The sequence below is a fragment of the Synechococcus sp. RC10B2 genome, from assembly GCF_047502635.1.
This window is the reverse complement of record NZ_JANSHO010000010.1, coordinates 18,363-31,831: the sequence shown is the minus strand read 5'-3', so window position 1 is coordinate 31,831 and position 13,469 is coordinate 18,363. Positions and strand designations below refer to the sequence as shown.

Genomic DNA, 13,469 nt, shown 5'->3' with positions numbered 1-13,469 from the left:
TTAGTTCCGTAAGACAATATGTTGTTCAGTAAATTCAGGACTAGAGGCTTGCCCTCTCTCAAGGCTCCCCTCGCGAGGCTGCCGGAACAGGGCCCGACGATTCTAAGCCGCCACCCAGTTCTTAGCCCTGGACGGGCGCCGGGACAAGACAGGCTTCCAACTTTTGCTGCAGCTTGGCCGTATCGAGGTGCTGGCCGATGAGCACCAACTGGTTTTTGGGCTGGCGAGGCCAGGCGTCGCTGCTGAGGGTGTAGCGCCGACCGCTGAGGTGGAAGATATGTCGCTCTGGGCTTTCCTCAAACCACAGGATCCCTTTGGCCCGAAAGACTGCATCGGGCAACTCGTTGAGAAAGTTCTGGAAAGCGTCTAGAGAGAAGGGGCGATCGCTCTCAAAGGCCAGGGAGTTAAAACCATCGACCTCGATGTGGCTGCGGTGCGAGTGGCCGTGATCATGGCCGTGTTCGTGGTCATGCTCATGGTCATGCTCAGCGTCGGGAGCCTCCTCCTGGGGCAGAGAGCTGGACTGAAACAGGTCTGTATCCAGGATCAGCTCTAGGGGCACTGCGCTGTTGACCGTGCGCAAAATGCGGGCATCTTCCTTGATCTCGCGAATGCGTTTTTCCAGGCGCTCGATCTCCGCCGGCTCAACCAGGTCGGTTTTGTTGAGGAGAATGACATCCCCATAGGCAATTTGGCTGTAGGCCACGTCACTGTTGAACAGATCAGGAGCGAAGTTGCTGGCATCCACCAGGGTGATGATCGAATCCAGCCGTGTCAGATCCCGCAGTTCTGGCCCCAAAAAGGTGAGGGCAACCGGCAAGGGATCCGCCAGTCCTGTGGTCTCCACCACCAGGTAGTCGATTTTGTCGGAGCGCTCCATCAGGCGCAGCACACTCTCGACAATGTCGTCGCGGATGGTGCAGCAGATGCAGCCGTTGTTGAGCTCTACGAGGTCTTCTTCGCTGGAGACAATCAGCTCGCCGTCGATGCCAATCTCCCCAAATTCGTTGACCAGCACCGCTGTGCGCATCCCTTTCTGGTTGCGGAGGATGTGGTTGAGCAGAGTGGTTTTCCCGCTCCCCAGAAAGCCAGTGATGATGGTGACAGGCAAGCCTCGCTTGGGCACTTCAATGGTGGTGGTCATGGAGGAACCGCAATCTGCTAAAGAGGACCCTTCCACTTTATCCTCATTGTAATGACGCTCTTTGAAGACTCGCTGCCCCAGCGGAGATGTTGAGGCAGCCATCTAGACGCTGTGGTTCCGACCTGAAGAGGGATCCCCGCTGCTTTCGGGGCGTTTGAGGTCGGCCAAATCGTTGAGGCGACGCAGGATCCCCCACCCCTGCAGAGCTTCCAGCAGGGCTTCCCGGACGACAGCCACGGTTTCTTGGTCAAGGGCGAGGCGGAGGTAGTCCACCGCTAGCCGCGTCTGCTCGGCATCCAGGTATGGCATCCAGCTCTGCAGCCGACGCACGCCCAGCAGCCGTCGGTAGGAGTCGGGGGAAGCGATGTCGCTGAGATCTCGCTCCAGTTGGGAACGCTGCCGCTCTTGGCGGCGGCTAAGCCACTCCCAAAACAGCAGCGCCAACAAGGCAAAGGTGGCTAGCCCCTGCAAAATGGCGCCCGTGGCCAGCCAGCGCTGGCTGGATTCTGCCCAGATGGAAACCACGATGTAGGTGCCCAGAGCGGCGCCTGCCCCCCCGACAACAGCAAGCAGCAGGGAGCGATCGGCTTGGCGAAACCAGGCTTGCAACTCCTGCCAGCGGCGGCTGAACTCAGGGCTGCGCGCAGCATACAGCCCCAGCATTGCCCCACTGCCCACAGCTAGAGAAAGAGCTAGCCGCCAGTGCCAAAAAGCCAGCCCCGCCAAGGCCAAGCCCGACAGGGCCAAAACCCGCCATTGCGGCCCCGAGAGTAGCCACAGGGCCACCTCGGATCCCCTCTCCACTGCCCCTTTCTGAACTCGCTGCAGATATTCCCGCCAGGATCCCTGTCCGGAAGAGGGGCGACCCGATCCATCCTTCACCGCTGGCAACTCCCCCAACTTCGTCCCATCTGATCCCTGTCAAGACAGGCCAACGCTCTCTCACTCAATAATTATGCTCTGCCGGCGGAGCTGAGATAGGCTTTCCACCCCTGAGTTTGCAACTGGGCGTTTTTCTCTTGCACCGCTTGCTTGAGGCTTTCCCGGTAGGCCAGCACCCGTTGTTGCAGGGCGGGATCGCCGCTGGCCAAGATCTGCACGGCCAAGAGTCCAGCGTTGTAGCCATTGCCGATGGCTACAGTAGCCACCGGGATCCCCTTGGGCATTTGCACGATCGAATATAGGGAGTCCAGCCCCTGCAGAGATTGGCTGAACACCGGCACCCCGATGACCGGCAGAGGGGTAAGGGAGGCTACCATCCCCGGCAGATGGGCCGCCCCGCCGGCGCCGGCGATAATGACGCGGATCCCTTGGATATGGGCGCGGCGGGCAAAGTCCACCATCGCCTCCGGGGTGCGGTGGGCGCTGAGGATCTGCAGTTGGTAGGGGATCCCAAACTCCTCACACACCTGGGCAGCGGGTGCCAGGGTGGGCAGATCGGAATCGCTGCCCATTAGGATGGCGACGAGAGGGGAGACTTCCATGAGCGGCTGGCCCGTCGTAGCCGATCCATGATCGCATAACCTAGGCCAGTGACAACTGGTGGCGGTTCAGCCAACAGCAAGGTGGCCGCTCCCTCATCCAGGCGGCGCAGGCTGGCAAAGAAGGCGTGGGCCGCCGAGTTGGGATCCGGGCCCAGACATTCTAGGGTAAAGGTGACCTCAGGACAGTGGCGGGAGAGGCTTTCTGCCAGCGCTTCTGGTTTGGCGGCGAAACTGAGAATGCCTAGGTGCGAGTGGCCAGTGGCCAAGCGCCGCAACTGTTGCCAATCCTCAGGCTGAAGCTGGGCAAAGGCAGTGGGCAAAAGCCAGATGGGCTTACCGGGAGCGTAGTGGCTGCTCAGTTGGCCGGGAGCCTCTGGACTCTCCTTGCCGTCTGGGGCAGGGGGAGAGCTTAGGGGCAAATTGAGGTGGGATTCCAAAACTTCCCGCGGGATCCCGCCAGGGCGCAACAGGGTGGGCGTGCCGTCGGGGCTGAGCTTGAGCACTGTCGATTCCAGGCCCACGCTGCACTCTCCCCCGTCCAAAATGTAAGGGATCCGCCCCGCCAACTCGGCATAGACGGCCTGGGCCGAGGTAGGGCTGAGGCGGCCAAAGCGGTTGGCGCTGGGGGCAGCCAAAGGCACCTGAACTGCCCGCAGCAAAGCCTGGGCCACGGGGTGGGCGGGCATCCGCAGCGCCACCGTGGGCAAGCCACTGGTGACGAGATCCGGCACCCGGGATCCCTTGGGCAGCACCAGCGTCAGCGGCCCCGGCCAAAAGGTGTCGACAAGGGATCCCAGGCGAGCGCGAGCGGCGGGAGTAAAAGCCTCCAGATCCACCAGCCAGCCCTGCAGTGTCTCTAGATCCAGCCCAGCCGGCAGATGCAGGATCAGGGGATTGAAACGGGGGCGCTCCTTGGCGGCAAAGATCTCTGCCACCGCCTGTTCGTTGAGGCCGTGGCCCGCCAGGCCGTACACCGTCTCTGTAGGTATGGCCACCAACTGGCCCCGCCGCAGCGCTTCAGCCGCCAAGGCAATGTGCTCAGGGGTGGGGGGGAGGATCTGCGTTTGCATGAGGGGTGGGGGAGCAGTCCCGAATCCATTGTCGGGCCTGGTAGAGGGCAATGTTAATCTGATCCCCAAACAGCAGCGCCAAGGAAGTGAGCCAAACCCACAGCAATAAGACAATAACTGCCCCCACGGCTCCGTAGACTTGGTTGAGCTGGCCGAAGTGCTCCACATAAACCCGCAGCCCCCACGACACCCCAACCCAAAGCAGGCTGGCCACAATCGCTCCTGGCCAAATCGGCATTTGGGGCCGGCGCAAGCTGGGGCCGAATCGGTACAGCACCCAACAGGAGACGACGATCATCCCCAACGAGATAGGCCAGGTGAGCGCTTCCCACAACTTCAGCGCCAGCTCCCGCCAGGGATCCAACTGATCCGGCCCGGCAACCCCCTCCGCTAGGGATTTCGCTTGGGCGGACAAGAAGCGGAAAAAGCTGGCACTGAACAAGAAGATCAAGCTGGCCAAACCGGTTAACCCCAGGGTAGCTAGCATCCAAACCATCGAGATCAGCTTGCGTCTCCAAAAGGGGCGGCGCATCTCCTGGGGGATCTCGTGGCTGAGATCCAAAGCCGTCATCACTGCTCCCAAGGCCCCAGAGGCAGCCCACAGGGTTCCTAAGAAGCTGAGGGAGAGCAAGCCTCGGTTTTCCCCAAAGCGGAGCTCTCGCGCATACTGTTCCAGAAGCACCAGGGCTTCTTGGGGGGCAATCTGCCCCAATTGCTCCATCAGGCGCTGAAAAGCTTGCTCAGAGGAGCCGACAAACAGCCCAATCCCGGTCAAGAGGGTGAGGATAAAGGGAAATAGGGCCAACATCGAGCTGTAGGCCATCTCGGAGGCTAGGCCAAACAGCCGGTAGCGCATCGCGTTTTCCCAGGCCAGCCGTAGTGTACGCCAGGCCAGCTCCCCTTGGCGACTCCACTCTCCCCATGCCCAGCGGATCCCTTGCAACTGCCGGAAGCTCGGCAGCGTCCCCAGCCGCTTCCCTAGCTTCATGGGCCCCTACCCCCTTGAGCCTAGCTCCCAGGATAATTCAAGGCCCTGCGCCTCTTGGCACAGAGAAGGGGTTTTGCCGGTCTCAGGTTCAGGGCTGGCTTCCTTCTTCAACATGGGTGTGCAACACCTTGCCGCGCAGGGTCCTGCCCAGCCAGGGAGTGGCCAGGGATCGCGAGCAAAGGGTGGCTGCCGAGACCGTCCAGGTATGGCCCGGATCGAACAGCACCCAGTCACTTCCGGGAGCTAGGCTGGGCGGCTCCAACCCCAGGCAGCGGGCCGGGTAGAGGCTGAGGGCCGACCAGAGCTGGAGCGCCGTCAGGGATCCCGTCTCTACCAGGTTCTGCCACAGCAGGGGCAGCGCCAGCTCCAGGCCTATGGCCCCAGGAGGGGCTTCGGCAAAGGGCAGGGTTTTCTCCTCGTAGGTGTAGGGGGCGTGGTCGGTGGCAATACCCAGGCTGCCGCTGCGGATGCCGGCGATGAGGGCCTCGCGGTCGCTGCTGCGGGGGAGAGGAGGCAAGAGGCGCAGGTGGGGATCGTAGCCGTGCTCCAAGACGGCTTCCTCCGCCAAGAGCAGGTGCATCCAGGTGGTGCTGGCGCTAACCGGCAGCCCCTCTGCTTGGGCCTGCTGGACAAGCTCCAGGCTGCGGGCTTGGCTGAGGCGCATCACATGCACCGGCGCCGGCGAAGGAACGCTGCGCACTACTTCCAGGAGACGGGCCAAGGCCGCGGTTTCGGCACTGGTTGGGATCCCCTTCAGCCCCAAGCGCAGCGCCCACACCCCCTCGTAGAGGCTGCCCGAGCCAGCCAGGCTGGGATCCCAGGCCCACACCAGCAGCGGCTTATTCCAAGGCCGCAAATACTCCAGCGCCCGCCGCAGTAGGGCCAACGACCGCAGCGGCTCTGATCCTTCAGTCCGGGCCACAAAGCCAATGGCGCCGGCGCGGGCCAGCTCTCCCCAGAGGCTGGGAGCTTCTTCCCGGTCACCCAAGCTCAAAGCAGCCCAGGGCAGCCAGCGGGAATCCCCCGCTCGGCGGCGGTAGCGGCCCACCTGCTCCGGCTCGTCCAGCACCGGGAAAGTTGCCGTTCCGGGCAGGGGGGCAGGGAGAAGACCCACTTGGGTAAACCCCCCTGCCAGAGCTGCTGCCCCCAGAGAGGCGAGGGTTTCGCGGCAGGGGGAGAGCTCTTGATCAGCGATCTCGCCACTGTGGGCGTACAGATCGATCAAGCCCGGCCCCAGCACCCAGCCAGCAGCCTCCAGGCGGGGGATGTCGGCAGGGATCCCCGCCGGCTCGGTGGCCCGGAGGCGGCCCTGCTGCAGCCACACGTCGGTCACCTCATCCCGCTGTTGCCAGGGATCCAACAGGCGCACCCCACGGAGGCAGAGATTGAGCAGGCTCAGGTCGGCAGGGAGGGTGGATCCCATCTTCCACCTCCCTAAAGCGCACCCGCTGTGGTGCAGTCGAAAATCTGGCCGGACAGGTGAGTGGTGAGGTTCAACACCTTGAGAACAGGGGTGCCGTCCTTTCCTTCCGGGTAGTCGATAACGGTAATGCCGCCATTGCCCTGCTTGAAGATCCAAAAGGCGTGGGGGGAAAGGCCGAACAACTGGCAGATGATCGCCTTGTTGATGGCGTCGTGGGCCACCACCACGGCCGTGCCTTCGGGAAATTGGGCGGCGGTGATGGCCAAAATCTCTTCCCAGGCCGAGCGCGTGCGATCCCACACTTGGTACAGATTTTCCCCGTTGGGCATTTGCACCGCGGCCGGATCCCGCTGCCAGCGCTCCAGCTCGCCGGGGTATTCGGCTTCCACCTCGCTCTGGAGCTTGCCCTCCCAGTCGCCGTGGCAGATCTCCTGCAGCTCCGGCATCGGGCGTAGGATCAGGTTGGGGTGGTTGCTGCAGATGGCGTCCGCCGTAGCCCAGGGGCGCTTCAGCGGGCTGGAAAAAGCCAGGTTCAGCGGCTGGTCGGCCAGAAACTCCGCCACCCTAGCTGCCTGCTCCTCGCCAGTGGCGTTGAGAGGAATATCGCGCTGCCCCTGAAAGCGCTGCTCCCGGTTCCATTGCGTCTCGCCGTGCCGCACCAGCAGGATACGCATCCCCTGCTTGCGTTTGGGCAGAGGCTGGCCCAGATGGGCAGTGATATTCAAAGATTCCAGTTGCGGCAGCGCCCCCAGGCCCTGGGGAAAGTTGAGAACGCTGATGGCGCAGTTATCTTGCCCAAGACGGTGGTAGTGAACCGGCCCCAAGCCAATGGCGGTGCTGACCAGGGCGCGGTTAATGCCGCTGTGTCCGACAACGAGAACGGTGAGGGGATGCCTTGGATCGGTTCTCCGATCAGAGGAGGCGGGGGGCACTGACTTCACTTGCTCGGCCAGCAGTTGCCAAAACTCCTGCGCCTGCTGCCAGAGATCCCGCACCGGAAAGCGCCCCTCCAGCTCCAGCTCGTCGGGACGGTGCCGCCATAGGTGGTAATCTTCTGGGTATTTCTCCTTCACCTCGGCAAAGGTCAAGCCCTCCCAAGCTGTCAGGTCGATCTCCCGCAGGTACTCGCTGATAAACAAAGGGATCCCCGCTCGCTCCTTGAGAATGATACGGGCGGTGTCGAGGGCACGGGAGAGAGGGCTGCAGTAGGCATAATCCAAGGGGATCCCGGCCAGAACCTCAGCTACCCGCTGTGCCTGCGCTTCTCCACCGGGGGTGAGGCGAGAGAGATCGGAGCGGCCTTGGATGCGATTTTCGACGTTGAAGGTGCTCTCACCGTGGCGCACGAGCAGGATGCGCAGGGCAGGCTGAGCCATTGTTTGCACGGACTTACTCAAGAACACCTTCTAGAGTATCGCCTAGAGTATCGCTGTTGGGCTGGGCTTGCCCTGCCAGTGGGGTTCTTTCTAGGGGTTGGGTCCCGGATTCTGGCCTCAACAGATCGGGCAGTCAAGTTTTCAATTGGGATGAGCCGCCCAAGCCACTGAGAAAACTCTGCCAGCTCTTCAGGAGCGGGAAGACGCGAACAAAGAGCAAGCCAGCTAGCCCCCCTATATCCCCCCTTGCGGCTGGGGCAGGAACCCTCTGGCTTGGCATAGGCTAGTTCAGGCGGCCACTGCGGCTTTTCCAGTCCAGCTTCTGATCCAGAAGAAACTCCAGATAAGGGAGATAGGCTTCATAGCTGTGCTCCCCAGAGCCGATTAAGTGAGTGGCATTGAGGTTCTCAATTCTGGGGTGGAACTCTTTGATCGGCTTGATCCCACAGGGGCTGCGGTTGAGGGAAGGTACTTTGAAGACGTAGGCCAGAACCAAATCGTCTTCATTGTAGATATTGACTAACTTTCCAGTGATATTTTCTACGTGTAAACTCCAGTTCTTATCGGCTTGTCTTCTAACGGCACCGCTGAGCAAGATAACATCTTTAAGACGTCGATCGGCAGTCTGTGGCCAACCGCGCATGATGTAGTAGGCTACCCTCGCTCCCAAAGAAAACCCCATCAAGGTAATTTGCTTTTCTGGCAGAGCAGAGAGCAGGGGGTAGGCGTAGTCCAGTCCCACTTGCTTGGCCTTGGCTTTGTGAGCTTCCCAATGGGCAAGTAGTCCTACCCCTAGCTTCAGGGCAGATAAAGTCAAGTTTACAGGACTGGAAGCGTCCCACCAGAGGTAGTACAGGGATCCCCGCCATCCGGCACGTCGGAGCGTTTCCCACAACAGTCTTTTTTTTCCAAGGTTGGGTTTCACCTTCGCTGAGAAAACCGTTGATGAAAACCAGGGCTTCGTCCCAGCCCCGGGAGGGCTCAATAGGGATCAGATAAGGCTCATGGTGGACAACTTCTTCAACAAGAGTTTCTGTAACCTTCTGGCCAACTTGGAAAGTGGCTTTGCCGGTTTCAGCAAGAATTTCTGCGGCTTTTTGGGTGGTCTCGATACCCGTACCAATGACAGTTTGCGCAACGGCCCCGCTAACCTGGCCGACAAACTTGCCTGTATCGAAGACTACGTCTACAACTTTTTCGCCAATCTGGGCAGGAGCTTTGAAGACCGCCTCAAAAATGTCTTGCATGGTCAATGACACCCCCTGAGAGCTGAGACCAGTATTACCCGCGCCGCATGGCGGTAACCCCCGTGGGATCCAGCACTTTGCCGCGCTCTACCTCGGCATGGATGAGGTAGCGATCGCCACACTCCATCCAACTTTTGACACGGCACTCCAGGTAAGCCAGGGCATCCAAAAGGATCGGGCAGCCATTTTCGGCAGTGGCCGTGGCCAGGCCGGCAAAGCGGTCTTCGCCAGGGCGTTGAGGCCGTTGAAAGTGTCGCTGCAGGCTGCTGCTTTTGCCCTCCCGCAGGATGTTGAGCACAAAGGCCGCTTGCGGATGGGTGAGCAGTTCTGCCTCGCTTTCCCTGCTCACGGAGAGGGTGAGGCCGGGGGGATTGAAGCTGGCCTGGGCCACTGACCAGGTGAGAAAGCCGCGCGGGATCCCATCCTGCAAGGCGGTCACCACACAGAGGGATCCCACCACTCGGCTGAGGGCCTGCGCCAGCCGATCCGCCTGAGTTTCAACACCGCCTTGGCGGGGGGCACGAGCTCGCTTGGCCTTGCGCAGGGCTTGGGCAAATTGGGATCCCGCCTCTTGGCAAGCTTCCAAGATCTCGGCGGTGGGCTTAAACTTGGCGCGGATCGTCTCAAACCCCAAGGTAAAGCCGGCATTGAGCAACTTGCTCTCGATGAGATCCACGGCCTCGCCGCTCCAGCCATAGGAGCCGAAGACCCCGGCCAGCTTGCTGGTGGGAACGGAAGAGAGAATCAGGCCCAGGGCTGTTTGGATCTGGACCGGGGGATGGCCGGCCAGGGTTGGCGAGCCGATGATGAACCCCTGGCAGCGCTCCAAGGCCTGGGCGATCTCTTCAGGGGTGGCCCACTCGCAGTTAATCCGCTCCACCGTAACTCCCGCCCGCTCCAAGCCTTGGGCAATGGCTACCGCCATCAAGCCGGTGTTGCCGTAGGCGGAGGTGTACAGGAGGGCCACCCGCTGCTCCAAGGGATCCTCTTCGCACCAGAGCTGGTAGTCCAAGCGCAGCCGCCGCAGGCTGTGGCGCACGAGGGGCCCGTGGGCAGGAGCGTAGATCTGGGCGGGGAATTCCTCCAGCTTGGCCAGGGCTGCCTTGACCTGGGGCGCTTGGTTGCGGTGGAGACAGTCGAAGTAGTAGCGGCGATCCTCGCTCAGTTGCCGCCAATGTTCATCGAATACCTGCTCGTCGCAGACATGGGCGCCAAAGAGCTTGTCGGTAAAGAGGATCCCGGTGGCCGGATCGTAGGTGCAGAGGGCATCGGGGTGGCGGGGCGTGGGCACCGTGCGCAAGTGCAGCTCATGGCCCTCTCCCAGATCCAGGCGATCCCCATCTCGGATGACCCGCAGGCGAAAGGACTGATTGCTGCCGTAGGGAATGCCAAAATCGGCGGCCTCCTCTTCGTCGCGGCCAGGAGGGGGGGACTCCCTGCCTTCAAAAGCTGCCCGCAGGGTAAGGGATCCTGGCTTAGAGCAGAGCACCACTGCGTAGGGGGCCAGCGGCAGAAGCGCCTTGAGGGTGGCGATGCGGTTGAAGTTGACGTGGCTGAGCAGGATAAAGTCCAGCCGCTGCAGGTATTGGTGCTGGGCCAGCTCCTCCAGAAAGATGTCCGTAAACGACTCCCCCGGCGGATCGATGAGCAGGGTTTGGCGGGCCTGGATGAGGTAGCTGTTGGCCGTGGTGCCCCGCTGCCGGGCATATTCCAGCTCAAACTTGAGGCGATCCCAGGTGCGGGAGCGCAAAACCAGAGTGGACGGGCCAATGACGGCCACTTGAACATCGCGAGTGGGAGTTTTGCTCGCCATAGCAGTCTCCAGGGGGCCTCTGTCCCCACCTTGCCACGAAACTAGGGAAATGGGGACCCCTTTTCCTCTATGGAAAGCTTCGAGAGCTAACGTAGAATTTGTCCATTCCCTGGGAGTGTTTGCGATGGCCCAAGCTTCTGGATCCGCCGGTGCTTCTGCTACGGCCTGGCATAGCCTCCCTCTTCCTGCTGTTATCCAGAAGTTGCAGACCGATCCCGATGCTGGCCTGACTACCCAGCAGGTGATCCAGAGGCAGCGGGAATACGGCCCCAACGAGCTAATCTCCTCTCCTGGACGCAGCGCCTGGCAGCTTTTCCTCGACCAATTCCGCAACGTCATGCTGCTGATGCTGATCGCCGTGGCGGCGATCTCAGCGACTCTGGACTTGCAGGAAGGCGAGTTCCCCAAAGATGCTCTGGCCATTCTGTTGATCGTCGGCCTCAACGGTCTGCTGGGCTACTTACAAGAAAGCCGGGCGGAAAAAGCGCTGGCGGCCCTAAAAAAGCTGGCCTCCCCCAGCGTGCGGGTGCAGCGGGACGGCCTGTGGCAGGAGATCCCCGCCAACCAATTGGTGCCAGGGGATCGCGTGCTCCTGGAAGCCGGGGTGCAGATCCCGGCCGATGGGCGCTTGGCGGAAGCGGTCAACCTGCAGGTGCGGGAGGCGGCCCTGACAGGTGAGGCGGTACCGGTTAGCAAGCAGGCTGACTGTGTCCTCCCCGAAGACACGGAGCTGGGGGAACGGCGCAACATGGCCTTCATGGGCACCGAGGTGTTGCAGGGGCGCGGGATCCTCTTGGTTACCGCCACCGGTATGAACACGGAGCTGGGCAAGGTGGCCGCCCTGCTGCAAACGGTGGAAAACGAGCCCACCCCCCTGCAGCGGCGCATGAGCCAGCTGGGCAACGTGCTGGTGTCGGGATCCCTGGCCTTGGTGGCGCTGGTGGTGATCGTGGGGCTGCTGCAGGCCGGCAGCATGGCGCCTTTCACCTCGCTGCTGGAAATCTCTCTCAGTATGGCCGTAGCCGTGGTGCCGGAGGGGCTGCCGGCCGTGATCACCGTCACCCTGGCCATCGGCACCCAACGCATGGTGCGCCGCAACGCCCTCATCCGCCGCCTGCCGGCTGTAGAGACCCTGGGATCCGTCACCACCATCTGCTCCGACAAAACCGGCACCCTCACCGAGAACAAGATGGTGGTTACCGACATCCTCACGCCGGAGCGCCACTACCAGGTCAGCGGCAGCGGCTACATCCCCAAGGGATCCTTCTACTGCCGCGGCCAGCCCATTGATCCCCAGAGCGCCCCGGATTTGCAGGCCCTTCTCAGGGCGGTGGTCTTCTGCAACGATGCCCTGTTGCAGGCCAGTCTTCCAGCCCAACGGGGCGCTGCCCCCACCTGGTCGATCCTAGGGGATCCCACCGAGGCCGCCCTGCTGGTGGCTGCTGCCAAGGCCAACCTGCAGAAAGCTTCCCTTCAAGAGCAGCACCCGCGCGCGCAGGAGATCCCCTTTAGCTCGGAACGCAAGCGCATGAGCGTGGTGGTGCAGGAGGAGGGCAGCTACCGCGTCTACGTCAAGGGATCCCCGGAGCTGGTGCTGGAGCAGTGCGCCCAGATCCAAAAAGGCGGAACCTGGCAGGAGCTGTCAGAAGCCGAGCGCCAAGCCATTCTGGCTGCCAACAACCGCCTGGCGGCCCAGGGCATCCGGGTTTTGGGGGTGGCCACCCAGCAGTTGCAGCGGATCCCGGAGAACCTGGAGGAGATCGAGCGCAACCTGGTGTGGCTGGGGCTGGTGGGCATGTACGATCCGCCGCGGCCCGAAGCGCGGGAAGCAGTAGCCCGCTGCCGCCAGGCCGGCATCCGCACCCTGATGATTACCGGCGATCACCAATTGACCGCTGTGGCCATTGCCCGCGAGCTGGGCATTCTCGACTCGGAGGGCCAAGCCATTGACGGGCGCACCCTCTCTCGGCTCAGCTTTGAGGAGCTGCTGCAGACGGTGCAAAGGGTCAACGTCTATGCCCGTGTTGCCCCCGAACACAAGCTGCGCATCGTCCAAGCTCTGCAAAAACAAAACCAGTTTGTAGCCATGACCGGGGATGGGGTCAACGACGCCCCTGCCCTGCGCCAGGCAGATATTGGCATTGCCATGGGCATCACCGGCACCGACGTCAGCAAAGAGGCCAGCGACATGGTGCTGCTGGACGACAACTTCGCCACCATCGTGGCGGCCATTGAAGAAGGGCGGGTGGTCTACAGCAACATCCGCCGTTTCGTGAAATACATCCTGGGCAGCAACATCGGCGAGGTGTTGACGGTGGCTGCTGCCCCTATCTTGGGCCTAGAGGACGTGCCACTGACGCCCCTGCAGATCCTGTGGATGAACCTGGTAACCGACGGCCTGCCCGCCCTGGCCTTGGCGATGGAGCCAGCAGAACCAGGGGTGATGCAGCGCCCCCCCTTCAACCCCAAAGAGAGCATCTTTGCCCAAGGGCTCGGTGCCTACATGGTGCGCATCGGTGTGGTCTTTGCCATCTCCACGATCCTGATGATGGCCATCGTGGAAGCCTATATCCCCCACTGGCGCACAATGGTCTTCACCACCCTGTGCATTGCCCAGATGGGCCATGCCCTGGCAGCCCGCTCCAACGACAAGCTGACCCTCGAGATGAACCCCTTTTCCAACCCCTACCTGCTGGGGGCCGTGTTGGCCACTTTGCTGTTGCAGTTGGCCCTGCTCTATGTGCCCTTCCTGCGCAACTTTTTCGGGACAGAAGAGTTGACCCTTCCAGAACTGCTCATTTGCCTGGGCTTTAGCACGGTGGTGATGGTCTGGGTGGATCTGGAAAAACTCTACCGCCGCTGGCGCCAGGGATCCCGCCCAACCCCTTGAGAACAAAAGCGGGGAATCCTGCCCTGCCAAAAAC

General features: G+C 61.9%; 11 protein-coding genes. 2 read left to right on the top strand and 9 right to left on the bottom strand.

The genetic code is table 11. The features are described 5' to 3' along the window. Positions 1-121: 121 nt before the first annotated feature. The 8 genes from NW855_RS01725 to NW855_RS01690 form a co-directional block, all read right to left on the bottom strand. Positions 122-1,144 carry a CobW family GTP-binding protein gene (locus NW855_RS01725; protein WP_414508284.1) on the bottom strand — a complete coding sequence of 341 codons (1,023 nt, stop codon included), beginning with the start codon at positions 1,142-1,144 and terminating at the stop codon, positions 122-124. Positions 1,145-1,246: 102 nt separating this feature from the next. Continuing rightward, the gene (locus NW855_RS01720; RefSeq protein ID WP_414508283.1) at positions 1,247-2,026 is read right to left on the bottom strand and encodes a hypothetical protein; all 780 of its coding nucleotides are present in this window, start codon (positions 2,024-2,026) and stop codon (positions 1,247-1,249) included. Between the two features lie 71 nt (positions 2,027-2,097). Further along, positions 2,098-2,628 carry a 5-(carboxyamino)imidazole ribonucleotide mutase gene (purE, locus tag NW855_RS01715; RefSeq protein ID WP_011430499.1) on the bottom strand — a complete coding sequence of 177 codons (531 nt, stop codon included), beginning with the start codon at positions 2,626-2,628 and terminating at the stop codon, positions 2,098-2,100. Further along, complete coding sequence (locus tag NW855_RS01710; protein ID WP_011430498.1) at positions 2,598-3,698, bottom strand: L-threonylcarbamoyladenylate synthase; 1,101 nt, start codon at positions 3,696-3,698, stop codon at positions 2,598-2,600. The genes purE and NW855_RS01710 overlap by 31 nt, the downstream gene beginning before the upstream one ends. Then, positions 3,667-4,686 (bottom strand): YihY/virulence factor BrkB family protein, encoded by a 1,020-nt coding sequence (locus tag NW855_RS01705; RefSeq protein WP_414402542.1) that lies wholly within the window; start codon positions 4,684-4,686, stop codon positions 3,667-3,669. Before NW855_RS01705 ends, NW855_RS01710 begins: the two co-directional genes overlap by 32 nt. Before the next feature lie 88 nt (positions 4,687-4,774). Continuing rightward, positions 4,775-6,109, bottom strand: a complete 1,335-nt coding sequence (locus NW855_RS01700) for a dihydroorotase (RefSeq protein WP_414346845.1) — start codon at positions 6,107-6,109, stop codon at positions 4,775-4,777. 11 nt (positions 6,110-6,120) lie between these two features. Next, positions 6,121-7,485 carry a histidine phosphatase family protein gene (locus NW855_RS01695; RefSeq protein ID WP_011430495.1) on the bottom strand — a complete coding sequence of 455 codons (1,365 nt, stop codon included), beginning with the start codon at positions 7,483-7,485 and terminating at the stop codon, positions 6,121-6,123. A gap of 283 nt (positions 7,486-7,768) precedes the next feature. Then, positions 7,769-8,410, bottom strand: a complete 642-nt coding sequence (locus tag NW855_RS01690; protein WP_414508287.1) for a DUF726 domain-containing protein — start codon at positions 8,408-8,410, stop codon at positions 7,769-7,771. 79 nt (positions 8,411-8,489) lie between these two features. On the opposite strand from NW855_RS01690, the gene NW855_RS01685 reads away from it, so the two are divergent. Next, positions 8,490-8,741, top strand: coding sequence for a hypothetical protein (locus NW855_RS01685; RefSeq protein ID WP_414508282.1), 252 nt, complete (start codon positions 8,490-8,492; stop codon positions 8,739-8,741). A gap of 25 nt (positions 8,742-8,766) precedes the next feature. Here NW855_RS01685 and NW855_RS01680 read toward each other — a convergent pair whose 3' ends face one another. Then, positions 8,767-10,545, bottom strand: coding sequence for a diflavin flavoprotein (locus NW855_RS01680; protein WP_011430493.1), 1,779 nt, complete (start codon positions 10,543-10,545; stop codon positions 8,767-8,769). Positions 10,546-10,669: 124 nt separating this feature from the next. On the opposite strand from NW855_RS01680, the gene NW855_RS01675 reads away from it, so the two are divergent. Next, positions 10,670-13,435, top strand: coding sequence for a cation-translocating P-type ATPase (locus NW855_RS01675; protein ID WP_414388520.1), 2,766 nt, complete (start codon positions 10,670-10,672; stop codon positions 13,433-13,435). The last annotated feature ends 34 nt before the right edge of the window (positions 13,436-13,469 follow it).